The sequence below is a fragment of the Burkholderia sp. BCC0506 genome, assembly GCF_902833145.1.
GTDB lineage: Bacteria > Pseudomonadota > Gammaproteobacteria > Burkholderiales > Burkholderiaceae > Burkholderia.
In genome coordinates this window covers 337,916-362,393 of record NZ_CADFEN010000008.1, presented here as the reverse complement: position 1 = coordinate 362,393, position 24,478 = coordinate 337,916, and the positions used below count along the sequence as shown (strand labels likewise).

Here is a 24,478-nt window from a genome sequence, read left to right as displayed (position 1 = left end):
CCTTGTCAGTCCATGCCGAAAAGCGGGCCCTGGAGACGCAGCACCGACAACTACATTCGAAAACCGATCGTCCTGACCATGCAAGCTTCCGAATTGAGCGGCGTGCCTCGCGCCGCCGAACGCGCGCTCACGCGCAGCGACTACAAGACCCTTGGCCTTGCCGCACTCGGCGGCGCCCTCGAGTTCTACGACTTCATCATCTTCGTGTTCTTCGCGCCGGCGATTGGGCAGCTGTTCTTCCCGCACGACATTCCCGACTGGCTGCGCCAGTTGCAGACGTTCGGCATCTTCGCGGCCGGCTATCTCGCGCGCCCGCTCGGCGGCGTGATCATGGCGCACTTCGGCGACCTGTTCGGCCGCAAGCGGATGTTCACGCTGAGCGTGCTGATGATGTCGGTGCCGACGCTGCTGATGGGCCTGCTGCCGACCTACGACACGATCGGCATCCTCGCACCGGTGTTGCTGCTGCTGTTCCGCGTGCTGCAGGGCGCGGCGGTCGGCGGCGAAGTGCCGGGCGCATGGGTGTTCGTGTCCGAGCACGTGCCGTCGCGCCATATCGGCTATGCCTGCGGCACGCTGACCGCGGGCCTCACGGCCGGCATCCTGCTCGGCTCGCTCGTCGCGGCCGGCATCAACAGCCGCTACTCCGCGGCCGAAGTCGGCGCGTTCGCGTGGCGCATCCCGTTCCTGCTCGGCGGCGTGTTCGGGCTGTTCTCCGTGTACCTGCGCCGCTGGCTGCACGAAACGCCGGTGTTCGCCGAGATGAAGGCGAAGAAGGCGCTCGCGGCCGAGATTCCGCTGAAGGCGGTGCTGCGCGACCACGGCCGCGCGGTGATCGTGTCGATGCTGCTCACGTGGATGCTGTCGGCCGCGATCGTCGTCGTGATCCTGATGACGCCCGCGCTGCTGCAGAAGCAGTTCCACCTGACGCCCGCGACGACGCTGTTCGCGAACAGCATCGCGACGCTGTGCCTGACGGCCGGCTGCATCACCGCCGGCTCGCTCGCGGGCTGGATCGGCGCGAAGCGCGTGCTCGGCATCGGCGGCATCGGGCTGGCCGCGTGCTACTACCTGCTGTTCGCGCAGGTCGCGGCCGATGCGTCGACGCTGCCGCTCTACTACGGGATCGCGGGCTTCATGGTCGGCACGATCGGCGCGGTGCCGTTCGTGATGGTCAAGAGCTTCCCGGCGGTCGTGCGCTTCTCGGGCATCTCGTTCTCGTACAACGTCGCGTATGCGATCTTCGGCGGCCTCACGCCGGTGATCGTGTCGCTGATGATGAAGTCGAATCCGCTCGCGCCGGTCGTCTACGTCGCGGCGATCTGCGTACTCGGCGCGATCGCCGTGCAGTTCGCGAAGGATGCGAAGGATGTGAAGGACGTGAAGAGCGCACACTGAGCGCCAACCCGCCCGCTTCATGAACGAAGGGCCGGATCCCGCGGCGTGCGGGATCCGGCCCTTTCGTTTTGGCTCGGCGCCGTGGCGCGGCGTTCGCTCAGTTCAACGCAGCACGCCGTACGACGAGCTCGGCCGGCGCAGCGCGTCGATGCTCGCGCCGCCGGCACCGGTGACGAACAGCAGCAGGAAACCGCCGGCGATCGCGACGTTCTTCCAGAAGTGAATCACCATGTCGTGCTGGACGGCGGCATTCGTCGCGTCCCAGAAATTGTGCCCGACCATCGCGGTCGCGATCGTGTAGACCGCCATCAGCAACGCGAGCGGCCGTACCTTGTAGCCGACGATCAGCAGCAGGCCGCCGAGCCCCTCGATCGCGACGACGATCGGCGCGACGACCTGCTGATAGGGCACGTTCATCCCGTGCAGATACGCGACGAAGTCGCTGTAGCCGAGCAGCTTCATGATGCCGCCCCACAAGAACAACGCCGCCAGCGCCAGGCGTGCGAAAAAAATGACGCCGGAATCGACGGTACGCGTCATGCCTTTCTCCTCGTATGCAATTCGGCCGCCCGCGCCGGGCGCGCCCGTGCGGTTCGGGGCCGCGCGGCCCCGGAGGGCGCGCGGCAAATGGGCCAGCATAGAGGGTCTTTTCGCGGTGTCCAAGAAAAAGGTTGTAGCAAATCTTTACACCGCGGCGGCCGCGCCGGCGGCCCGGCGCGCCGAAAAACGCGTTTAGCCCGCGTCGCTCAACAGCACGCCTTTCTTGAAGATGAAGCAGCCGTAGCCGCGCGTCTCGCCGGTGACGATCACCGCATACGCCTGCTGCGCGCGCTCGTAGAACGCGAAACGTTCGACGCCGGTGAGCGGCACCGTGCGCCCTTCCGCGCGGTCGATCTCGGCCTGCACTTCGCGCTGCACGGGCGGCACCGCGGCCGCGTCGCCGACGACTTCCATCCGCCACGCGGGCGTGTCGACGAACGTATCGAGCGGCAGCACGGACAGCACCGCGCGCACGACGCGCGCCGAATCGGCGCCGTCGATGCGCAGCGCGCGGCCGACCACCGTGTGCTCCGCGACGGATTCCGCCGGGAAATTCGCGTCGCAGATCGCGATTTCGTCACCGTGGCCCATCGCGCGCAGCGTGTGCAGGATGTCGGCGTGCAGCAGCGGGTCGAGATTCTTCAGCATGTCGGTTGGTCTCCGGGGTGGGGAACGAATCGCATAACGTTACCCGATCCCGGCGACCGTTGCGCATGTGCCGTTCGGGTCACGACGCCGCGGCCGGCATTTCGTCGATGAAACCCGTGACCGACGCGAGGCGGCCCGACGCGTCGACGGTGCCGAAGTCCGAACCCTTCACGATCGCGGCGCCGTCGGGCGACACGAGCGACCACGAGAATCGCAGATGCTGGCCGAACGCATCGACGTCGGTCGTGCGGCGGAAGCGGTACGCGGGGAAGCGTTGCTGCACGGCGGCGATCATCGTGTCGATGCCCGCATGGCCGTCGCCGGCCATCAGCGGATCGCGATAGGCCGCGTCGCTCGCGTACGTCGCGTCGATCAGCGCGCGGCGGCGTGCGGCGTCGGGTTCGTTCCACGCGTCGAAGTAGCGGTCGATCAGGTTGGCGTGAACGGACGATGCGGATTGAGCGGTGTTCATGGCAAGGCTCCTTGAGTCGGTGACGGACGATGTCGCGAACGTTTCGTGTCCGCGTGCCGCTATCGTCGCCGGGCGCGCGCGGGCGGTCGATTACGTACGAGGTAAGGAAATCGCGCCCGCGCCGCTCCCGCGAAAACGGGCGCCCGAAGGCGCCCGCATCGTCTTGCCGCCACCACCGCACGCGTCAGGTCACCGGCGCCGGATTGAACAGCGTCAGCGCATTCGCGAGCTTCCATTGCTCGGCCCACGTGCGGCGCTTGCCGCTGGCGACGTCGAGCATCAGCCGGAACAGCTCCCAGCCCGTGTCCTCGATCGTCGCCGCGCCGGTCGCGATCCGCCCCGCGTCGAGATCCATCAGGTCGTGCCAGCGGCGCGCGAGATCGCTGCGCGTCGCGACCTTGATCACCGGCACCTGCGCGAGGCCGTACGGCGTGCCGCGCCCCGTCGTGAAAACGTGCAGGTTCATCCCCGCCGCGAGCTGCAGCGTGCCGCAGATGAAATCGCTCGCGGGCGTCGCCGCGTACAGCAGCCCCTTTTGCCGCGCACGGTCGCCGGGGCGCACGACGCCGGCGATCGGCGCGCTGCCCGACTTCACGATCGACCCCATCGCCTTCTCGACGATGTTCGACAGCCCGCCCTTCTTGTTGCCCGGCGTCGTGTTCGCGCTGCGGTCGACGCGGCCCCGTTGCAGGTAGCGGTCGTACCAATCCATCTCGCGGATGATCTCGCGGGCGACATCCTGGTTCGCCGCGCGCGACGTAAGCTGCGCGACGCCGTCGCGCACTTCGGTCACTTCCGAGAACATGATCGTCGCGCCGGCCCGCACCAGCAGGTCGGCCGCGAAGCCGACCGCCGGGTTCGCGGTGAGCCCGGAGAATGCGTCGCTGCCGCCGCACTGCACGCCGACGACGAGATCCGACGCGGGGCAGGTTTCGCGACGGCGGCGGTTGAGCCGCTCGAGATGCGCTTCGGCCATCTTCATGATCGAGTCGATCATCGAGTTGAAGCCGACGTGCGCGGCGTCCTGCAGGCAGACGACGCCGCCGTTGCCGGTCGCGCCGTCGGCGGCCACCGGAATCGCGCCCGGCGGCAGCAGGCGCTCGGGCTGCAGCTTCTCGCAGCCGAGGCTCACGGTCATCACCTCGCCGCCGAAGTTCGGATTCAGGCTGATGTTGCGCAGCGTGCGGATCGGGATGTCGGCGTCCGGCGCATCGATCGCGACGCCGCAGCCGTACGTATGTTCGAGCCCGACCACGTCGTCGACGTTCGGGTAGCGCGGCAGCAGTTCGTCCTTGATCCGCTTCACCGCATGCTCGACGACGCCCGACACGCACTGCACGGTCGTCGTGATCGCGAGGATGTTGCGCGTGCCGACCGAGCCGTCCGCATTGCGGAAACCCTCGAACGTGTAGCCTTCGAGCGGCTCGAGCGGCGGCGCGGCGCGCGTGGCGAGCGGCAGGTCGTCGAGGCCCGGCGGCTCGGGCATGCGCATCGTGCGCTCGTTGACCCAGCTGCCGCGGCGCAGGTCGGTCAGTGCATAGCCGATCACCACGTTGTAGCGAATGACCGGATCGCCGGCCGCGAGGTCGACGAGCGCGACCTTGTGCCCCTGCGGCACGCCTTCGCGCAGCGTCAGCCCGTCGGCGAACGTCGCGCCTTCGGGCAAACCGCCGTCGTTGACGACGATCGCGACGTTGTCGTCCGGATGCACGCGGATGTAGAGAGGGGAGGCTGTCATCGGAATTCCTGGAAGCGGTCTGCGATATCGTTAGTCATCATACGACATTCAACCTCAATCGACGATGCTGCGTAAACCCTTATCCGGAAAGACCCTACCCTTGACCCACCAGCAAACCGCTTGCGCCGCTCGTTCTTGCGTTGTACGATGACATACAACGACATCGCCAATTCGGCTCGTATGCCGTTCCCGACGAACCTGCACTCGCGCTAGACGGACGACCCCAACCATGACTTCACCGCAAGAACTCAAACAGATCATCTCCCACGGCCTGCTGTCGTTTCCGCTGACGGATTTCGACGCCGACGGCAGCTTCCGTCCGTCCACCTATGCCGAACGTCTCGAATGGCTGGCGCCGTATGGCGCGAGCGCGCTGTTCGCGGCCGGCGGCACCGGCGAATTCTTCTCGCTCACGCAGCGCGAGTATTCGGACGTGATCCGCGTCGCGACGGAAACCTGCAAGGGCAAGGTGCCGATCCTCGCCGGCGCGGGCGGCGCGACGCGCGTCGCGATCGAATATGCGCAGGAAGCCGAGCGCCTCGGCGCGAGCGGCGTGCTGCTGATGCCGCACTACCTGACCGAAGCGAGCCAGGAAGGGATCGCCGAGCACGTCGAGCAGGTGTGCCGCGCGCTGAAGATCGGCGTCGTGGTGTACAACCGCGCGAATTCGAAGCTGAATGCGGACATGCTCGAGCGCCTCGCCGACCGTTGCCCCAACCTGATCGGCTTCAAGGACGGTGTCGGCGAAATCGAGAGCATGGTGACGATCCGCCGCCGCCTCGGCGACCGCTTTGCGTACCTCGGCGGCCTGCCGACGGCCGAAGTCTATGCGGCCGCGTACAAGGCGCTCGGCGTGCCGGTGTACTCGTCGGCCGTGTTCAACTTCATCCCGAAGACGGCGATGGCATTCTACGAAGCGATCGCGAAGGACGACCACGCGACGGTCGGCCGCCTGATCGACGAGTTCTTCCTGCCGTACCTGAAGATCCGCAATCGCCGCGCAGGCTACGCGGTCAGCATCGTGAAGGCGGGCGCGAAGCTCGTCGGCCACGACGCGGGCCCGGTGCGCGCGCCGCTCGTCGATCTGACCGACGAAGAAGCGGCCGAGCTCGACGTGCTGATCAGGAAGATGGGCCCGCAGTAAGCGGGGTTGCCGGCGGCGCGGGCCTGCAGCATCGACACCGCGCGCCGGCCGCGCCCCGTATCGGTATCACCCGATGGCCGCGCGGCTCGACGAGCCGGCGCGGCCATTGCATTACATCTGCGCGATCGCGCCGATGATCCGCTGGCGCACACTGGTGAGCGTGCGCTGCGTCTCGTCGATCCCCTTGCGCGCCGCGATCGGCCGGCCGCGCGCCGGCGACTCGGCAGCCACGATCTGCTCCAGCACGTCGCGGTCGACGACCGCATCGAAGAATCGCCCGACCGTCAACATCGCGTACTGCTTCGCGGTCGCGAGATGCGTGTTGGCCTGCGTCAGTTCTCCGGCGCGCTGCGCACCGTTGGGTGCGTCGATGCTGCGGCGGTGCTTCAGCGCGAACACCACCGCCTCCATGTCGTGCTTGAAGCGCTCGACGGCCCTGCCGAAAATCAACGAATGCGGATCGGAGCCCGCGACGGGCCGCCCCTGGTTGATCGTCACGTCGAATTCGCTGCCGCCCAGCTCGCGCTGCAGCGCGAACAGCGCGTCGGCCAGCACGCGCCCCTCGCTGTATTCGCCGATCTGGGTACGGACCGATTTCGCGACGTCGCCGATCGCTTTCCACAACCCGGCCGCGAACAGGTGGTCGCCTCGCTTGCTGATATTCATCGGATGGTTCCTTGTTGGTCTTGTGCGTCTCTCAGGCTCGCCTGCGGGCCGGACGGCCCGAGGCTTCGCTACTGTAGGAGAAACGCCGGCAACAGGGAAGGCACCCTGAAAAAAAGCGGAGACGGCCATCGGCCGCCTCCGCTTTCGTCCATCCGGCGAGCAGCCCGGCGTTCGCCGCCGGGCCGCCGCCGCGTCACTCCGCCTTGCCGTCCCGCAGCCGCGGAATCGCGAGCGGATTGCCTTCCTGCAGCGCGTCGGGCAGCAGGTCGTCCGGGAAGTCCTGATAGCACACGGGCCGCAGGAAACGCTCGATCGCGGTCGCGCCGACCGACGTGACGGCCGGGTTCGACGTCGCGGGGAACGGCCCGCCGTGCACCATCGCGTCGCATACCTCGACGCCGGTCGGGTAACCGTTGACCAGCAGGCGGCCGGCCTTGCGTTCGAGGATCGGCAGCAGCCGGCGCGCGAGCGGCTTGTCGTCGGCGTCGATCTGCAGCGTGGCCGTCAACTGGCCTTCGAGCGCGTCGAGCACGCGCGCGACTTCGTCGAGATCGCGGCAGCGCACGATCAGCGACGCCGGCCCGAACACCTCGTGACTGAACGCCGGCTCGGCCAGGAACGCCTGCGCGCCCACTTCGTACAGCGCGCCGCCCGCCTGGCAGTCGGTCTGCGCGGCCTCGCCCGCGCCGATCTCGCGCACGCCCGGCAGTTCGGCCAGCTTGCCGCGGCCATTGCGGTATGCATCGGCAATGCCGGGCGTGAGCATCACGCCGGCCGGCTTCTTCGCGAGCGCCTGCGCGGCGACGGTCTCGAAGCGGTCGAGATCGGGGCCGTCGATCGCGAGCACGAGGCCCGGATTGGTACAGAACTGGCCGACGCCGAGCGTCAGCGAATCGACGAAGCCCGTCGCGATCGCGTCGCCGCGCGCGGCCAGCGCGGCCGGGAACAGCACGACCGGGTTGATGCTGCTCATTTCCGCATAGACGGGAATCGGCTGTTCACGCGCGTTCGCGAGCTGCACGAGCGCCATCCCGCCCTGTCGCGAACCGGTGAAACCGACCGCCTGGATCGCCGGATGGCTGACCAGCGCCGCGCCGGTCACGCGGCCGGGGCCGATCAGCAGCGAGAACACGCCGGCCGGCATGCCGGTTTTCGCGACGGCGGCGCGGATCGCGCGGCCGACCAGCTCGGACGTGCCGAGGTGCGCTTCATGCGCCTTCACGATCACCGGGCAGCCGGCTGCCAGCGCCGACGCGGTATCGCCGCCGGCCACCGAGAACGCGAGCGGGAAATTGCTCGCGCCGAACACGGCGACGGGCCCGAGCGCGACTTTCTGCAGCCGCAGGTCGGAGCGCGGCAGCGGCGTGCGTGCCGGCTGCGCGGGATCGATCGACGCGGCGAGGAAGCGCCCGTCGCGCACGACGCGCGCGAACAGCCGGAGCTGGCCGACGGTGCGGCCGCGCTCGCCCTGCAGCCGCGCGACGGGCAGACCCGTTTCGGCATGCGCGCGCTCGATCAGCGCCTCGCCGAGCGCGACGATTTCATCGGCGATCGCTTCGAGAAACGCCGCGCGGGCCGCGAGCGGCTGCGAGCGATACGCATCGAACGCGTCGCGGGCGAGTTCGCACGCGCGGTCGACGTCGGCCTGCGTCGCGACGCCGAACGCCGGAACGTCGATCGGCGCGCCCTTCGTCGGATCGAACGCGTGCAAGGTGCCGGCCGAGCCGGCCACCGCTTCGGCGCCGATCAGCATCTCTCCTGTCAGTTGCATGGGGTGTGCTCCGTGGTTCGGGTATGGATTGCTCATTGTAGCTCAACAGATACGATGTCTGCCGACAAGGTCGTATCATTCTCGCCGCCTGCGAAGGCGACGACGATACCTCCGAAAGCCTGTCCCGGCCAGAAAATCCCGACCTTCCCACACTGTGACGACGATCCAAAGGGAAAACCCGAAGTTTCTGAATCGGGCCATTATCAATAAACTTTCGCCCATGTCATACGACGACGTACGTTTAAAGTGAACAATCAGACCTCCCCTCGCGATCTTCCGCTCGACCTCGCGCGCACCGCGCGCCGAACCGCCGTGCGCTACTGGATCCTGGCGATGCTGTTCGTCGTCACGACGCTCAATTACGCGGACCGCGCCACGCTGTCGATTACCGGCACGCCGATCCGCAAGGCGTTCGGCATCGATCCGGTGACGATGGGCTACATCTTTTCGGCGTTCAGCTGGGCGTACGTGCTCGCGCAACTGCCGAGCGGCTGGCTGCTCGACCGCTTCGGCGCACGGCGCGTGTACGCGGCGAGCATCTTCCTGTGGTCGGCGTTCACGCTGCTGCAGAGCACGATCGGCCTCGGCGGCAGCGCCGCGTTCGCGGTCGCCGCGCTGTTCGCGATGCGCTTCGCGGTCGGCATCGCGGAAGCGCCCGCGTTTCCGGCGAACGCGAAGGTCGTCGCGAGCTGGTTCCCGACCGCCGAACGCGGCACCGCGTCGGCGATCTTCAATGCCGCGCAGTACTTCGCGGCCGTGGTGTTCTCGCCGCTGATGGCCTGGCTCACCCATGCGTACGGCTGGCATCAGGTGTACCTGTGGCTCGGCCTGGCCGGCATCGCGCTCGCGTTCCTGTGGCTGCGCGTCGTGAAGGACCCGGCCGACCATCCGGCCGTGAACCGGGCGGAACTCGACCATATCGAGCAGGGCGGCGGCCTCGTGCGGTCGACGGGCGGGCCGGCCGGCGCGCGCGGCAGCGGCGGCAGCGCTTCCGAAGGCAGCCGCGTGGCCGGCTGGTACTACGTGCGCCAGTTGCTGTCGAACCGGATGCTGATCGGCGTGTACCTCGGCCAGTACTGCGTGAACGTGCTCACGTACTTCTTCCTCACGTGGTTCCCGATCTACCTCGTGCAGGCGCGCGGGATGTCGCTGCTGAAGGCCGGCTTCATGACGTCGCTGCCGGCGATCTGCGGCTTCCTCGGCGGCGTGCTCGGCGGAATGCTGTCGGACGCGCTGATCCGCCGCGGCGTATCGCTGACGCTCGCGCGCAAGATCCCGATCGTCGGCGGGATGGCGCTGTCGATGGCGATCATCGGCTGCAACTACGTCGACAGCGAAGCGCTGGTCATCATGCTGATGGCCGTGTCGTTCTTCGGCAAGGGAATCGGCTCGCTCGGCTGGGCCGTCGTCGCGGATACCGCGCCGAAGGAAGCGATCGGCCTGTCGGGCAGCCTGTTCAACATGTTCGGCAACACGGCGGGCATCGTCGCGCCGATCGCGATCGGGTATCTCGTCGGCGCAAGCGGCTCGTTCAACGGCGCGCTCGTGTTCGTCGGGCTGAATGCGCTCGTCACCGTGTTCAGCTATCTCGTGATCGTGAAGGACATCAAGCGCGTCGAACTGCGTCATCGCGACGCGTAAGGTCCGACCTTTGAAACACGGCGGCCGCGTCGAAGCGGCCGCCGTGTTTTTGCATCCGGCCGCCGTCAGGTCGACGCATGCACGACGCGCAGCATGTCGTGCACGCCGGACGTCATCAGCGCGAGAAACGCGAGCAGGCCGACGTAGCAGAGCGCGTAGGTCGTCTTCGTCTCGATCGACGTCGCATAGTACACGCGGTTTCCCGGCGCGTCGGGATCGTAGCGCCACGCGCGCTTCAGTTGCGGAAGCGCGACGATCGCCATCACGATCAGCAGCGGGCTCGGCCGATACACGAACAGCGCGATCAGCACCGGCACGCCCGCGAACCCGATGCGCGGCGACAGCACCGCGGTGATCCGCCCGCCGTCGAACGGCGACAGCGGAATCATGTTGAACAGATTGAGGAAGAAACCCGTGTACGACAACGCAAGCAGCAGGTTGCTGTCGGCGTGCCGTGCGGCCGCGTAGCAGGCCAGCGCGCCGCTCCGGAATGCTTACCTCGCAGGTAATGCCCGGGGTGCGCGGGATTGCCTATCATCTCCCCCATGAACTCGACCGCCCCCCTCCATTCGCCTTCCCCGTCCGCCGGCCGCGCGTCCGGCGTCGGCCCGCTGCTGCGCACGTGGCGGCAACGCCGGCGCCTGAGCCAGATGGCGCTCGCGCTCGATGCGGAAGTGTCCGCGCGCCACCTGAGCTTCGTCGAATCGGGCCGCGCGCAGCCGAGCCGCGAGATGGTGCTGCATCTCGCCGAACGCCTCGACGTGCCGCTGCGCGAACGCAATGCGCTGCTCGTCGCGGCCGGCTTCGCGCCGCTGTTTCGTGAACGGCCGTTTTCGGACCCGCAACTGGATGCCGCGCGTCATGCGGTCGAAGCCGTGCTGCGCGGGCACGAGCCTTATCCGGCGCTCGCGGTGGATCGCCACTGGACGCTGCTCGCCGCGAACCGGATGCTCGGCGCGCTGGTCGCGCAGGCCGATCCGGCACTGCTGCAGCCGCCCGTCAACGTGCTGCGGCTGAGCCTGCATCCGGACGGTCTCGCGTCGCAGATCGTCAACTGGCACGAATGGCGCGCGCACATCCTGCATCGGCTGCAGCGGCAGATCGACGCGAGCGGTGATCGGACGCTGCATGCGCTGCGCGATGAGCTGGCCGCGTATCCGGCGCCGGCCGGGCAGCCCGACGATTCGCACGCACGCACCGATTTCGCGGATATCGCCGTGCCGCTGCGGCTACGCACGGCGAGCGGCGAGCTGACGTTCTTCAGTACGACGACGGTGTTCGGCACGCCGGTCGACGTGACGCTGTCGGAACTCGCGATCGAGGCGTTCTTTCCGGCGAACCCGGAAACGGGGGAGGCGATGCGGGCGCTGGCGGCTACATTGCCGGCAGAGTGAAGCCGGCCGGCATGCCGGCGCTGCGGTCGCGATCGGCGGCGCTCGAGCGTCGGATCGAAAAGCGCGACCTTCGGATTCGGCAGTCGGCAAGACCGCCGGGCCGATCGCCGATGGCATGCCGATCGCCCAGGCGCAGGCGGGCAAGGCCGATGCGCTCGTGCGGGATGCGGCTTACCGAGCGGACGCTGCAACGGGCCGCACACCGTTCCGGTCAAGCCGCCGCATCCAGAAATGTCACCGGCTCCCCGGTCGGCTGCCCGTGCAGCGCCCCATCCCGCACGACGACCTGCCCGCGCACGACCGTATGCACGGGCCACCCCGTGACCGCGCATCCGTCGTACGGCGTCCAGCCGCTCACGCTCGCGATCCATTCGTCGCGGATGACCCGCCGCGCGCGCAGGTCGACGATGCTGAAATCGGCGTCGTAGCCCGCCGCAATGCGCCCCTTCCCTTCGATGCCGAAAACGCGCGCCGGCCCGGCGCTCGTCAGGTCGACCAGCCGTTCGAGGCTCAGGCGGCCGGCCTGCACGTGGTCGAGCATCAGCGGCAGCAGCGTCTGCACGCCGGTCATCCCGCTCGGCGACTGCGGATACGGGCGGCGCTTCTCGTCGCGCGTGTGCGGCGCATGATCGCTGCCGATCACGTCGACCACGCCGTCGCGCACGGCCTGCCACAGCGCGTCGCGATGATGCCGTTCGCGCACGGGCGGATTCATCTGCGCGAACGTGCCGAGCCGCTCGTAGCAATCGGGCGCATGCAGGCTCAGGTGATGCGGCGTGACTTCGACGGTCACGCGCCGCCGGTGCCGTGCGAGAAACGCCATTTCATCCGCGGTGGACACGTGCAGCACATGCAGCCGGCGGCCCACTTCCGCTGCCAGCCCGACGATGCGCCGCGTCGCGGCCAGCGCGCTTTCCACGTCGCGCCAGCGCGGATGGTCGCGCACGTCGCCGCTCGCTTCCGCGATCGCCTTGCGTTCGCGCAGCCGCGCGTCGTCCTCCGCGTGCACGGCCATGCGTCGCCGGCCGTTGCGCAGGATCCGGCGCAGCACGGTTTCGTCGTCGGCCAGCAGATCGCCGAACGAGCTGCCCATGAAAACCTTCACGCCCGCGCAGCCGGGCAAGCATTCGAGCGCCGGCAGCCGTTCGGCATTCACGGCGGAGCCGCCGATGTAGAACGCGTAGTCGCACCATGCGCGGCCGTGCGCCAGGTCCCGCTTCGTCTGCAAGTCCCGCTCGCTCAGCGTCAGCGGATGCGTATTGGGCATCTCGAAGATCGTCGTGACGCCGCCGAGCACCGCGCCGCGCGTGCCGGCCTCGAGGGTCTCCTTGTGCGTGAGCCCCGGCTCGCGGAAATGCACCTGGCTGTCGACCACGCCCGGCAGCACGTGCAATCCGCGCGCATCGAGCTGCACGTCGGCGCTCCAGGTGCCGTGCAACGCACCCAGCGCGACGACGCGGCCATCCGCGCATGCGACGTCGATCCGCTCGGCGCCATTGGGCGTCATCACCGTGCCGCCGTGCACCAGCAGATCGGCGTGCCGTCGTTTCGCTCGGTCGTCCCCTTCGCGCCGCATCCGCTCGTCCATGACTCAGAACTCGTTCTGGATCCGCTTGTAACCGAGCACCAGCGCGTTGTTCGTGCGCGCGACGTCCTCGGAGAAATCGCTCGCGTCGGCCGTCACCTGCGGCAACGCGGCGAGATCGGTTTCCGGCCCGATGCGTTCGGTCGAGCGCACGTGGAAGCCCGGCGGCAAGTGGCAGCCGTCGACGACCGCGTTGTAGCGCACCACGCAGCCGTCGTCGATCGTGCAGTTGAACAGCACGCTGTTGAACCCGACGAACACGCCGTCGCCGACGGTGCACGGCCCGTGGACGATCGCGCGATGCGCGATCGACGTGTGCCGGCCGATCGTCACGCTCGCGCCCGATTTCGAATGGATCACGACGCCGTCCTGGATGTTCGAATGTGCACCGATCACGATCGGCGCGATCTCGCCGCGCGCATCGGTTTCGTCGGCACGGATCACCGCGTACGGGCCGATGAACACGTTCTCCTCGACGATCACGCACCCGCACAGGATGGCGGTCGGATCGACGAACGCGTCCGGATGAATCTGCGGCAGGTCGCCGCGCGGGTTCTTTCGGATCATGAGGATTCCTGCCGGGAAAGGACATGGCTTCGCTTGAGCCGCTCGAACAGGCCGGGATCGCGCCACTGCGCGACGATGGCCGGCGCGAACACGATCGCATCGAGGTCGATGCGGCCCATGCGCGGATTGAAGGCGTCGTCGCGGAAACACTGCGCGTAGCCGGTCTCGGTCTCGTGAACGATCACCGAATGCAGCCGCACGTCGGCTTCGCCGTTCGACATGCGCGTCCCGCGCAGCGCCGCGTCGACGAGGCGAAAGAACACGCGCGAGAACTGCTCGGCGCTCGGCGACACCGGCAGCAGCACCCAGCGCTCCGAATGCCGACGCATGCTTTCGACGTAGCACGGATCGTCGTCCGACCACAGCGTCACCGCATGGTCGAACGCATCGATCAGGTCGCGCACGTCGCCCTTGAGCAGCCCGAAGTCGTAGATCATCTGCCCGTGGTCCAGCGCATGCGCTTCGAGCAGCAGCTCCACGCGGTACGAATGGCCGTGGATCGAATGCGAGCAGCGCCGCGTGCTGCAGCCGCGCACGACGTGCGCATTCTCGAAGCGGAACAGCTTGCGGATCAGCATGCGTCGGCGCCTTCATCCAGCGGCGCAGCCCACGCCACCGCATCGTGCGGATGCAGGCTTTCGAGATGACGCACATGCACGCGCGGGCTCGCATGACGATCTTCCAGCGCGGCCTGCACGCGGCGCGCCGCGTCCTCGACGAACATCGGGTTCCCGCCGTTCAGCACCGCGAACGCCTGCTCGTCCGCGCGCTTGACGGCGGTCTGCACCGGCGTGCCGAGCGCATGCTCGACGCGATCGATCAGGTCGATCAGCCCCAACGTTGCGCGATCGGCCGGCAGCGCCACGCTGACGACGGCTTCGCTGCGCTGGCTGTGCGGCGTGGCGGCCGTCGCCTGCCGTTTCAGCCACGCGGCGACCGCCGCCGGCTCCACGCGAGCGTCGCCGCCGAACGTGCTCAGGAACGCCTGTTCGATCCAGTGCCGCGATAACGCGGCCGAGCACGGGCACGTCGACGAATAGATAACCGTCGCCTGCGCGCGCAGTTCGAACGCGTCGCCGGCGAGCGTCGCGTCGATCCGCACCGGATAGGCCTTCCAGCCGGCCAGCCCGTCGGTCACGAGCGCCGCGCGGCGAGCCAGCAGGTCGAAGCGCAACCGCGCGCGCGCGCGGCCCGTATCGCAATCGCGATGGCTGTCGACCATCGCGCGCAGCACGCGCCGCAGGCCGGCCGGCGACAACGCTTCGCCGTCGGCCAGCCCGTCGAGCAGCGCGTACAGCCGCGACATGTGGATGCCTTTCACCTGCGGCGCGGGCAGATCGACCTGTACGTCGACACGCGCATGCACGTCGCGCCGGCAGCCGGGCTCCGCCACGACGACGGGCAGGTCGATGCCCTGCATGCCGACCCATTCGAGCGGGCGACGGCCCGGCGCGGCATCGGTCAGGGAAATATCGGGAAGCGCTGCATTCATGCTTGAAATCCGGTGAAGCGCCTTCTCCATCCGGATCGATGCAGGAAGCGCGCGTTCAGGTCAGGGCCAGTCGCGAAACGGGCTGTCCCACGTGGTCCAGTGTTCGGGGCCGGCAGCCATCTCGGCATCGGTCAGCAGACACGCGTCGAAGCGCGCGCGCAGCGCCGGCTCGTCCATGTCCATGCCGATCAGCACGAGTTCCTGCCGGGCGTCGCCGACGTGCTCGTCCCAGCGCGCGCGGATCTGCGCGACGGCTTCCGCGTCCTGCGGCCAGCGCTCGGGCGGCACGGCCGCCCACCAGTGGCCGGCCGGCCCGTGCCGCGCGACCGCGCCGGCCTGCGACCACGAACCGGCGACGGTCGGATGCGTGGCGAGCCAGAAGAACCCCTTCGAGCGGACGACACCCGGCCATTCGCTTTCGACGAGATCGAAGAAGCGCCGCGGATGAAACGGCCGCCGCGCGCGATAGACGAAGCTGCGGATCCCGTATTCGTCGGTCTCCGGCGTGTGCGTGCCGCGCAGCTCCTGCAGCCAGCCCGGCGCGCGCGACGCCGCGTCGAAATCGAACAGGCCCGTGTCGAGCACACGCTCGAGCGGCACCTTGCCGAATTCGGCGATCTCGATCCGCGCGCGCCGGTTCAGCCCGCGCAGCAGCGCGACCAACCGCTCGCGCGCGCCGGCGTCGATCAGGTCGATCTTGTTGATCACGAGCACGTCGCAGAACTCGATCTGGTCGATCAGCAGATCGACGACCGTGCGCGCGTCGTCGTCGCCCATCGATTCGCCGCGCGCTTGCAGGCTGTCGCGCGACGCGTAATCGCGCAGGAAATTGAGCGCGTCGACCACCGTCACCATCGTGTCGAGCCGCGCGACTTCGCCGAGGCTGCGGCCGTCCTCGCCTTCGAACGTGAACGTCTCGGCCACCGGCAGCGGCTCCGAGATGCCGGTCGATTCGATTACCAACTGATCGAAGCGCCCTTCGCGCGCGAGCCGGTCGACCTCGATCAGCAGATCCTCGCGCAGCGTGCAGCAGATGCAGCCGTTGCTCATCTCGACCAGCTTCTCGTCGGTGCGCGACAGCCCCGCGCCGCCGTCGCGCACGAGCGCGGCGTCGATGTTGACCTCCGACATGTCGTTGACGATGACCGCGACGCGCCGGCCCTCGCGATTGTTGAGGATGTGGTTGAGCAGCGTCGTCTTGCCGGCGCCGAGAAAGCCGGACAGGACAGTCACGGGAAGCCGCGTGGACGGTTGAAGGGCGGGGTTCATCGGGCGATTCCGGAAGAGGACGTCGAGGATCAGATGATATATTGTATCGCTACGATATAACATATCATTTCGAACGTCCAGCTGTCCCGCTCATCGATGTGCTTGTGCTGACAGCGAGGGCAGTACGCGGCGCCGCGCCGGTACCGCCCCGCTGCGCATCACGTATAGAGCGACGCCGGCGGCAATTCCGCGCTCAGCGCGAACCGGCCCACGTCGCGCAGCCGGTAGTCGAGCGGGTCGTGCAGCGTATGCGTGCGCGCATTCCGCCAGAAGCGGTCGAGGCCGAGCGACGCGGCCGTCGCGCGTGCGCCGCACGCGTCGAACAGCGCCTCGCCGTTGTCGAGCGCCGCGCGCTGCGCGACGATCTTCGCTTCCGATACCGCGAGCGCGACCTCGGCGCGCTCGTCGGCCGTCAGCGCCTCCTGCCGCGCCCATGCGTGCTGCAGCGCGATGGCCGCGCGATCGGCCAGCGCCGCCGCGGCCACCGCGCGCACGCGCATGTCGCCGAAGCGCTGCAGCGTGTACGGATCGTCTTCGGCCCGCTCGACGTCCGAGTGAATCCACGGGCGGCCATGCTGGCGCACGTAGTCGCGCGCCTCGGCCAGCGCGCCTTCGGCCAGGCCGACGAACAGGTTCGTCAGCACGAGCTGCGACACGAGCGTGCGCAGCGTCGCGCGCGGCGTCGGCGGCGCTTCCGAGCGGTGCAGCACCTCGTCCGCCGCGAGCGTCACGCCGTCGAAGCGCACGCTGCCGCTGTCGGTCTGGCGCTGGCCGACCGGATCCCAGTCGTCGTTGACGGTGATCCCGGCACGATCGGTCGGCACCACGCCGAACACGGTGCGGCCGATGGCCGGATCGTGCGCGGATACCGTCATCCGCTGCGAGCCGCGCGTGCCGGAACAGAATCCCTTCACGCCGTCGAGCCGGTAGCCGCCGTCGGGCGTCGCCGTGGCCACGAGCCGCGTGTCGAGCGGATTGACCGCGTTGCCCCACCACCAGCGCCCGTCGACCGTGCCGCGCAGGTAGCGCTCGCGCTGCGCGGCATTGCCCCACACGTCGACGCTCACCACCTGCAGGCACTGGAAGCCGACGAGATGCGCAAGCGCGCTGTCGACCCGCGCGACCTGCCGGATCGCGTCGTAGATCGCGGGCCATGGCGCTTCCTGGCCGCCGAACGCGCGCGGCACCGCGAGCGTCAGCAGGCCTGCGTCGGCGAGCCACTGCTTTTCCTGCGCGGCATGGCCGCCCGCGCGGTCGCGCTCGGCGGCACTCACGCGCAGCGCGTCGATCGCGCGCGCCAGCGCTTCGCGGTCGACGGCCGGTGGTTCGGTATCCGGCGCCAGCGTCGCCGGGCCGCGTGGATCGTTCATGCGACAGCTTCCTGTTCAACGGTTTCGCCCGACAGCGGTACGAGCGCGCGAAGCTCGCGGCCGGTCAGCCGCGACAGGATCTCGCGCCGCCAGTCGTCGTAGATCGCACGATATTCGGCGATATCCGCGCCGAACACCAGTGCGGTATGCGCGTACTCGTCGTGCAGGTAGCCGTCGAGCCGCGCCTGGGTTTCCTCGTCGGCCGCGATCACGCGATCGATCAACGCGTCGCGCTCGGCCACCGGCAGCGCCTGCAGCGTGTCGAACCACCACTGGACGATCTGCACGCGATGCCATTCCTCGTCCGGCCGGATCCGGTTCTCGCCATGCTCGCGCATCGCGCCGTCGCCGATGCGGCCGGTCTTGCGCTGGATCCACAGCTTCGCGAGGATGTGCAGCTCGTAATGCCATTCGAACGCGAGAAAGCCGGCGACGTCGCGCACCGCGATGTCGCCGATACGCGCCCAGTGCGCGGCGACGAGCCGGTCGACTTCCGGCAGCGGATCGCGCCCGGTGAGTTCGGTCACGCGTTCGCGGCCGATCACCGCGTGCGCGCCGTCGTCACCGAGCTGGCGCGACAGGATCAATTGGAAATGCGGATCGTCGCGGAACAGCGTGTCGATCGCCTTCGCGACGACCTGCACGATGAACAGGTCGTGCGACGCCATCTTCGTGTAGTAGTCGGCGACGGCGGCCAGCTCGTCGTCGTTGCGCGGCTCGCGCGGCGGCGTCGCCACCTTGTCGGGGAAGTCCGGACGATGGCGTCGCGCCACGTCGAGAAACAGCGCTTCCTCGAATTGTCCGTTCCATTCGCGCGGCGCGCCGATGGGCAAAGTCATAGGTTTTCTCTCAGGATCAGGAATGAAGCGAGCGGACGCTTGTGGCGTCGCTCAGGTTCGCCGGGTCACGCGTCGGACCAGGCGGTCGCCCGTGATTTGCACGGCCGAGACGAGCGCGATCAGGATCACGATCACGGTCGCCATGACGGTGGTGTCGAAACGTTGATAGCCGTAGCGGATCGCGAGATCGCCGAGCCCGCCCGCGCCGACGGCGCCCGCCATCGCGGTCGAGCCGATCAGCGCGACGACGGTGATCGTGAAGCCGCCGAGCATGCCGGGCAGCGCTTCGGGCAGCAGCACGTGCCACACGATGTGGCGGCGCTTCGCGCCCATCGCGAGCGCGGCCTCGATCAGCCCGCGATCGACTTCGCGCAGGCTCACTTCGGCGATCCGCGCGAAGAACGGGATCGCGGCGATCGACAGCGGCACGACGGCCGCCCACACGCCGATCGTCGTGCCGATCAGCACACGCGTGAACGGCAGCAGCGCGACCAGCAGGATGATGAACGGCGTCGAACGGAACACGTTGACGAGCGCGCCGAGCACGGCGTTCACGCCGCGCCGCGCGTAGATGCCGCCGGGCGCGGTGGTCACGAGGATCACCGCGAGCGGGATGCCGATCAGCGCCGCGATCGCGGCCGACGCGGCGACCATCGACAGCGTGTCGCGGATCGCGTCGAGCAGTTCGGGCCACCAGAGCTCAAACATAGCCGAGCACCTCCGCATGATTCGCATGACGGCGCGCGCGTTCGAGTAGCGCGGCGACCGCGCCGCCGCGCGCCGCCGGCGAGCCGGCGTCATCCGCACGCGGCGTCGCGGCGATCACGAGCCGCCCCTGCGCGTGCCCCTGGATGCTTTCGATGCCGCCGTGCAGGAACCGCACGGAGCCGCCGAGCGCCGCCGCGAGCGCGCCGACGTCCGGTTCGCCGCCGCTCTCGCCCGTATAGCGGACGTCGAGCACGATCTGTGCGCCGTCGGGCAGCGCGGCGTGTTCCGGCAGCGGCCGCACGCGCGCGGCCAGCTCGGCCGGCAGGTCGTGCTGCAGCGTGCTTAGCAGCGCACGCGTCGCGCCGTGGCGCGGATCGCCGAACACGCGCCACACGGGGCCAGTTTCGACGACTTCGCCCTGTTCGATCACCGCGACCGTGTCGCACACCGCGCGGATCACTTCCATCTCGTGCGTGATCAGCACGATCGTGAGCCCGAGACGGCGGTTGATGTCGGCAAGCAGCGCGAGGATCGATTGCGTGGTTTCCGGATCGAGCGCCGACGTCGCTTCGTCGCACAGCAGCACCTCGGGATCGTGCACGAGCGAGCGCGCGATGCCGACACGCTGCTTCTGGCCGCCCGACAGGCTGGCCGGATACGCGTCGCGCTTCGCGGCGAGCCCGACGAGGTCGAGCAGCGCGTCGACCTTGCGCGCGCGCTCGGCCTTCGGCACGCCGGCGATCTTCAGCGGCAGCGCGACGTTCTCGAACACCGTCTTCGCGGACAGCAGGTTGAAATGCTGGAACACCATGCCGGTGCGGCGCCGCAACGCGACGAGGCCGTCCTCGTCGAGCGCGCCGACGTCGACGCCCTGCACGCGCACGCGGCCCGAGCTCGGCCGTTCGAGGCCGTTCAGGAGCCGCAGCAGCGTGCTCTTGCCCGCGCCACTGCGGCCGATGATCCCGAATACCTCGCCGCGCCGCACGTCGAGCGTCACGTCGCGCAGCGCGGCGGCCTGGCCGCGCGGGGTCGCGAACACCTTGCCGACGTGTTCCAGCGACACGGCCGCGCCGGCGGCGGGCGTCACGCCTTCCTCATGCGCCGCCGCACCGGCGCCGGCACGCACGGCCGACGCCTCGATGAACCCCAGCGTATCGAACAATTGCGTCATCGCTTCGCTCCGTCACGTTCAGGCATGCCCGGGATACGCGGGTTCGGCCACGGCCGCCGGCCGATGCTGCGCGCCCGTATGCCAGGCCGGCAGGCGCGGGCCTGCGCCGAACAGCTTCTCGCGCAGCGTCGGCGCGGGATCGTAGTCTTCCTTGTAGACGCCGCGGTTCTGCAGCTCGGGCACGACCCAGTCGACGAAATCCTCGAACGACTCGGGCATCACGGTGCGCGTCAGGTTGAAGCCGTCGATGCCGGTCTCGTCGATCCACGACTGCAGCTCGTCCGCGACCTGCGACGGCGAACCGACGATCGGCGCATAGCGGCCGCCGAGCGACATCTGTTCGAGCATGCGGCGCACGGTCCACGTGCCGGTCGTGCTCTTCTTCGAGATCGCGTCGACGGCCGACTGGATCGAATCGGTCTTCACGTACGAGATCGGCTCGTCGAGGCCGTACTTCGCGAAGTCGATGCCGGTCGAGCTCGCGAAATGCGCGAGGCCGGCTTCCGGGCTCGCGTAGCGCCGGTATTCGTCGAACTTTTCGCGCGCGAGCAATTCGGTCTCGGCCGTCACGACGCTCACGCCGGCAAAGATCCTGATCGACGCCGGGTCGCGGCCCTGCCGCGCGGCGGCCGCGCGGATGTCGAGCGCCGCCGCGCGCGCCGCGGCCTTGCTCTGTCCGTTCACGAACACGCATTCCGCGTGACGGCCCGCGAACTCGACGCCGCGCGCGGACGAGCCGGCCTGGTACAGCACCGGCGTGCGTTGCAGCGACGGTTCGCTCAGATGGATCGCATCGACCGAATAGAACGGCCCGTCGTGCTTCACGCGCCGCACCTTGTCCGGCTGCGCGAACACGCGCGCCTGCGCGTCGCGGATCACCGCGTCGTCGTCCCAGCTCTGTTCCCACAGCTTGTAGACGACGTCCATGTAGTCGTCGGCGCGCTCGTAGCGGTCGTCGTGGCCGATCTGCTGCGCGAGGCCCATCCCGCGCGCGGCGCTGTCGAGGTAGCCGGTGACGATGTTCCAGCCCACGCGCCCTTTCGTCAGATGATCGAGCGTCGACATGCGGCGCGCGAACAGGTACGGCGGCTCGTAGGTCAGGTTCGCGGTCACGCCGAAACCGAGATGCCGCGTGACCTGCGCCATCGCCGGCACGAGCAAGAGCGGATCGTTGACGGGCACCTGCACCGATTCGCGCAGCGCGACGTCCGGCCCGCCGCCGAACACGTCGTACACGCCGACGATGTCCGCGAGAAAGATCCCGTCGAACTTGCCGCGTTCGAGCGTTTTCGCGAGATCGGCCCAGTAGTCGAGATCGGTGTAGTGCGCGGAGCGGTCGCGCGGATGCGTCCACAGCCCGTGGTTGATGTGCCCGACGCAGTTCATGTTGAACGCGTTGAGCAGGATCTTCTTGCGGTTCGCCGTCGTCATGCCGCCTCCGTCACCACGCGATCGCGTACAGCGAGCCGAACGCGTTGTCGAGTGCCTTGCGCACCGCCGGCGAGTGCTGGTAGATCGCGATGAACTTGCGGATGCGCGGATCGTTCGCGCTCTCCGGCCGCACGACCCACTGGATCGCGAAGTTCTTGTTCTCGGTGCCGTCGAACAGCAGCGCGCTGTTCGGGTCGGTCGTGCCGGCGAGCTTGATGAAGCTCGGGTAACCCTGCGCGAGATCGACGTCGTCGAGCGAACGCGCGAGCTGCGACGCCTCGAGCGGGATGATCTTCAGGTGCTTCGGGTTCGCGACGATGTCGTGCGTGGTCGCGCGGTAGTCCGCGCCCGGCTTCAGCGTGATGAGCCCGGCGCGCTGCAGCAGCAACAGCCCGCGCCCGCCGTTGACCGGATCGTTCGCGATCGCGACGCGCGCGCCGTCCTTCAGCTCGGCGAAGCTTTTCACCTTCTTCGAATAGAGGCCGATCTTCATGATCGTGCCGGGCGCGATCGAGATGAAGTTGTAGCCGCCCTGCTTCTTCGCGTTCTCGAGAAACGGGATGTGCTGGAAGTAGTTGACGTCGATGTCCTTGTTCGCGAGCGCCGCGTTCGGCGTATTCCAGTCGGTGAATTCGACGATCTTCACGTCGAGCCCCTGCTCCTTCGCCTCCTTCGCGGCGATCTTCAGCGCCTCGATCTGCGGGCTGGTCGAGATGCCGACCTTCAGCGGCGCGGTGTCGGCGCGCGCGCCGTTCAGCAGCACGACGCCGAGCAGCGCGGCCGTCAACAGGCGGGCGAGGCGCCCGGCGGAAAAGCGGGCGGAAAACACGGGATGCAGCATGGGAACCACTCTCCTGTCCAAAGACGGTATCGACGGATGAGCGACGCCGCGGCGAACGCGCGGGCGTTCTCCGGACAGTCGTCGTCGCATCGGAAAAAGATCAGCCGATGATAGAGAGCGGCGGGAGGGCGGTCTACGAAGCGATTGTGCGAAGAAAATCGCGCGCGGCGATATGGCGGGCGACGGGCACGGCCGGGCGACCGGGCCGCCGTCAGGCCGAAATCTCGGCCCGGGCGCCGCGCCGATTCCGAAATCTCGGCCATCCCGCCTGGCAAACCCTTTCCTCAGACGAAACAAATTCCTTATGAATCAATGGATTAAAAATATCCCGGCCAACCGGAATACTGGCATGGGGGTTGCGTAATAGACGGCACACGATGCCGCGAAGCGATGCAGGCATTCCAAACATCAGGAGACACGTCTTGCAGACCTCTATCCATACCCCGTCCCATCCCGAGCCGATTGCCGCAGCCGGCCCCGCCACACGCGAACGCTTCTGGCCGCAAGGCTGGTGGAAGCTGATGGAAATCCGCATCGGCATCATCCCGCTGCCGGTCTACGTGATCCTGTTCGGGCTGATCGTCGGCTTCGCGGTGACGGGCAAGGTGCCCGGCGAGATCTCGATGGCGATCGCCGTGCTCGCGTTCTTCGGCTTCACGTGCGCCGAACTCGGCAAGCGCCTGCCGCTCCTGCGCAACATCGGCGCGGCCGCGATCTTCGCGACCTTCGTGCCGTCGGCGCTCACGTACTACCACGTGCTGCCGAAGCCGGTGCTGAACCTGACGGTCGAATTCACGAAGTCGACCAACTTCCTGTACCTGTTCATCGCGTCGATCATCGTCGGCAGCATCCTGAGCATGGACCGCCGCGTGCTGATCCAGGGCTTCGTGAAGATCTTCATTCCGCTCGCGGCCGGCTCGGTCGCCGCGGCGATCGTCGGCACGGCGGTCGGCACCGCGCTCGGCCTCGGCGCGCGCCACACGCTGCTGTACATCGTCGTGCCGATCATGGCGGGCGGCGTCGGCGAAGGCGCGATTCCGCTGTCGATCGGCTATTCGGAACTGATGCACCTGCCGCAGGGCGAGATGTTCGCGATGGTGCTGCCGCCGGTGATGCTCGGCAGCCTGACCGCGATCATCCTGTCGGGCGCGCTCGACATGCTCGGCAAGCGCCTGCCGCACCTGACCGGCAACGGCCGCCTGCAGGTCGGCGAAAGCGGCGACATGACGCCGGAAAGCGAGGAAATCCGCGGCCACGTCGACGTCACGCACATCGCGGGCGCCGGCATCACGGCGATCACGCTGTACCTCGTCGGCCTGATGGCGCACAAGCTGTTCGGCCTGCCCGCGCCGGTCGCGATGCTGTTCCTCGCGGTACTCGTGAAGCTGGCGCGCGCGGTGTCGCCGCCGCTGCAGGAAGGCGCGTTCGTCGTCTACAAGTTCTTCTCGACCGCCGTCACGTACCCGCTGCTGTTCGCGATCGGCGTCGCGATGACGCCGTGGGACAAGCTGACCGCCGCGTTCACGATCGTCAACGTGGTCACGATCGTGTCGACCGTCGCGACGCTGATGGGCACCGGTTTCGTGGTCGGCCGCCTGCTGAAGATGTACCCTATCGACACCGCAATCGTGAACGCCTGCCACAGCGGGCAAGGCGGCACCGGCGACGTCGCGATCCTGACCGCCGCGAACCGGATGCAGTTGATGCCGTTCGCGCAGATCGCCACGCGCATCGGCGGCGCGATCGTCGTCACGGTGACGCTGATCCTGGTCGCGCACTTCGGATGATGCGCG

General features: G+C 68.5%; 22 protein-coding genes and 1 pseudogene. 5 read left to right on the top strand and 18 right to left on the bottom strand.

Annotation, left to right across the window (positions count from 1 at the left end):
- Positions 1–78 precede the first annotated feature (78 nt).
- On the top strand, positions 79–1,398 hold the full coding sequence (locus HWX62_RS20775; RefSeq protein ID WP_175932079.1) for an MFS transporter: 1,320 nt from the start codon (positions 79–81) through the stop codon (positions 1,396–1,398).
- A gap of 102 nt (positions 1,399–1,500) precedes the next feature.
- Here HWX62_RS20775 and HWX62_RS20770 read toward each other — a convergent pair whose 3' ends face one another.
- From HWX62_RS20770 to garD, 4 genes are all read right to left on the bottom strand, one after another.
- Positions 1,501–1,938: a DoxX family protein gene (locus HWX62_RS20770; RefSeq protein ID WP_006491342.1), complete on the bottom strand. Its 438-nt coding sequence runs from the start codon at positions 1,936–1,938 to the stop codon at positions 1,501–1,503.
- A 192-nt stretch (positions 1,939–2,130) separates the two neighbouring features.
- A complete protein-coding gene (locus HWX62_RS20765) occupies positions 2,131–2,586 on the bottom strand; it encodes an RbsD/FucU family protein (RefSeq protein WP_174434526.1) in 456 nt (151 codons plus the stop codon).
- Positions 2,587–2,665: 79 nt separating this feature from the next.
- Positions 2,666–3,058 (bottom strand): nuclear transport factor 2 family protein, encoded by a 393-nt coding sequence (locus HWX62_RS20760; protein ID WP_175932080.1) that lies wholly within the window; start codon positions 3,056–3,058, stop codon positions 2,666–2,668.
- A 184-nt stretch (positions 3,059–3,242) separates the two neighbouring features.
- Positions 3,243–4,796, bottom strand: coding sequence for a galactarate dehydratase (garD, locus tag HWX62_RS20755; RefSeq protein WP_175932081.1), 1,554 nt, complete (start codon positions 4,794–4,796; stop codon positions 3,243–3,245).
- Positions 4,797–5,025: 229 nt separating this feature from the next.
- Here garD and kdgD point away from each other — a divergent pair, with 229 nt between their 5' ends.
- A complete protein-coding gene (gene kdgD, locus HWX62_RS20750) occupies positions 5,026–5,940 on the top strand; it encodes a 5-dehydro-4-deoxyglucarate dehydratase (protein ID WP_175932082.1) in 915 nt (304 codons plus the stop codon).
- 111 nt (positions 5,941–6,051) lie between these two features.
- Here the strand turns inward: kdgD and HWX62_RS20745 are convergent, their stop codons facing one another.
- Together HWX62_RS20745 and HWX62_RS20740 are read right to left on the bottom strand one after the other, a co-directional pair.
- Positions 6,052–6,606, bottom strand: a complete 555-nt coding sequence (locus HWX62_RS20745) for a hypothetical protein (RefSeq protein ID WP_175932083.1) — start codon at positions 6,604–6,606, stop codon at positions 6,052–6,054.
- A gap of 193 nt (positions 6,607–6,799) precedes the next feature.
- Positions 6,800–8,377 carry an aldehyde dehydrogenase (NADP(+)) gene (locus HWX62_RS20740; RefSeq protein WP_175932084.1) on the bottom strand — a complete coding sequence of 526 codons (1,578 nt, stop codon included), beginning with the start codon at positions 8,375–8,377 and terminating at the stop codon, positions 6,800–6,802.
- 246 nt (positions 8,378–8,623) lie between these two features.
- Here HWX62_RS20740 and HWX62_RS20735 point away from each other — a divergent pair, with 246 nt between their 5' ends.
- A complete protein-coding gene (locus HWX62_RS20735) occupies positions 8,624–10,018 on the top strand; it encodes an MFS transporter (protein ID WP_175932085.1) in 1,395 nt (464 codons plus the stop codon).
- Between the two features lie 65 nt (positions 10,019–10,083).
- Here HWX62_RS20735 and HWX62_RS20730 read toward each other — a convergent pair.
- Positions 10,084–10,500: pseudogene (locus HWX62_RS20730) on the bottom strand (site-2 protease family protein); the annotation flags it as partial.
- A gap of 63 nt (positions 10,501–10,563) precedes the next feature.
- Here HWX62_RS20730 and HWX62_RS20725 point away from each other — a divergent pair.
- The gene (locus HWX62_RS20725; RefSeq protein WP_175932086.1) at positions 10,564–11,412 is read left to right on the top strand and encodes a helix-turn-helix transcriptional regulator; all 849 of its coding nucleotides are present in this window, start codon (positions 10,564–10,566) and stop codon (positions 11,410–11,412) included.
- A gap of 211 nt (positions 11,413–11,623) precedes the next feature.
- On the opposite strand, the gene HWX62_RS20720 is transcribed toward HWX62_RS20725, so the two are convergent.
- The 11 genes from HWX62_RS20720 to HWX62_RS20670 form a co-directional block, all read right to left on the bottom strand.
- Positions 11,624–13,000, bottom strand: coding sequence for a dihydroorotase (locus tag HWX62_RS20720; RefSeq protein WP_175932087.1), 1,377 nt, complete (start codon positions 12,998–13,000; stop codon positions 11,624–11,626).
- 3 nt (positions 13,001–13,003) lie between these two features.
- A complete protein-coding gene (locus HWX62_RS20715) occupies positions 13,004–13,564 on the bottom strand; it encodes a carbonate dehydratase (RefSeq protein ID WP_175932088.1) in 561 nt (186 codons plus the stop codon).
- Positions 13,561–14,142 carry a 6-carboxytetrahydropterin synthase gene (locus tag HWX62_RS20710; protein ID WP_175932089.1) on the bottom strand — a complete coding sequence of 194 codons (582 nt, stop codon included), beginning with the start codon at positions 14,140–14,142 and terminating at the stop codon, positions 13,561–13,563. Before HWX62_RS20710 ends, HWX62_RS20715 begins: the two co-directional genes overlap by 4 nt.
- Positions 14,136–15,056 (bottom strand): GTP cyclohydrolase FolE2, encoded by a 921-nt coding sequence (gene folE2 / locus HWX62_RS20705; RefSeq protein ID WP_175932090.1) that lies wholly within the window; start codon positions 15,054–15,056, stop codon positions 14,136–14,138. The genes HWX62_RS20710 and folE2 overlap by 7 nt, the downstream gene beginning before the upstream one ends.
- 60 nt (positions 15,057–15,116) lie before the next feature.
- The gene (gene zigA, locus HWX62_RS20700) at positions 15,117–16,325 is read right to left on the bottom strand and encodes a zinc metallochaperone GTPase ZigA (protein WP_175932091.1); all 1,209 of its coding nucleotides are present in this window, start codon (positions 16,323–16,325) and stop codon (positions 15,117–15,119) included.
- Between the two features lie 158 nt (positions 16,326–16,483).
- Positions 16,484–17,695 carry an acyl-CoA dehydrogenase family protein gene (locus HWX62_RS20695; RefSeq protein WP_175932092.1) on the bottom strand — a complete coding sequence of 404 codons (1,212 nt, stop codon included), beginning with the start codon at positions 17,693–17,695 and terminating at the stop codon, positions 16,484–16,486.
- On the bottom strand, positions 17,692–18,534 hold the full coding sequence (locus tag HWX62_RS20690; RefSeq protein ID WP_175932093.1) for a hypothetical protein: 843 nt from the start codon (positions 18,532–18,534) through the stop codon (positions 17,692–17,694). Before HWX62_RS20690 ends, HWX62_RS20695 begins: the two co-directional genes overlap by 4 nt.
- Before the next feature lie 51 nt (positions 18,535–18,585).
- A complete protein-coding gene (locus HWX62_RS20685; protein WP_027781522.1) occupies positions 18,586–19,242 on the bottom strand; it encodes a methionine ABC transporter permease in 657 nt (218 codons plus the stop codon).
- Positions 19,235–20,413, bottom strand: a complete 1,179-nt coding sequence (locus HWX62_RS20680; RefSeq protein ID WP_175932094.1) for an ATP-binding cassette domain-containing protein — start codon at positions 20,411–20,413, stop codon at positions 19,235–19,237. Before HWX62_RS20680 ends, HWX62_RS20685 begins: the two co-directional genes overlap by 8 nt.
- Positions 20,414–20,431: 18 nt before the next feature.
- Positions 20,432–21,844 (bottom strand): LLM class flavin-dependent oxidoreductase, encoded by a 1,413-nt coding sequence (locus tag HWX62_RS20675; RefSeq protein ID WP_175932095.1) that lies wholly within the window; start codon positions 21,842–21,844, stop codon positions 20,432–20,434.
- Between the two features lie 10 nt (positions 21,845–21,854).
- Positions 21,855–22,685 (bottom strand): MetQ/NlpA family ABC transporter substrate-binding protein, encoded by an 831-nt coding sequence (locus HWX62_RS20670; RefSeq protein WP_175932096.1) that lies wholly within the window; start codon positions 22,683–22,685, stop codon positions 21,855–21,857.
- 422 nt (positions 22,686–23,107) lie between these two features.
- Here HWX62_RS20670 and HWX62_RS20665 point away from each other — a divergent pair, with 422 nt between their 5' ends.
- Positions 23,108–24,472, top strand: coding sequence for a 2-hydroxycarboxylate transporter family protein (locus HWX62_RS20665; protein WP_175932097.1), 1,365 nt, complete (start codon positions 23,108–23,110; stop codon positions 24,470–24,472).
- The last annotated feature ends 6 nt before the right edge of the window (positions 24,473–24,478 follow it).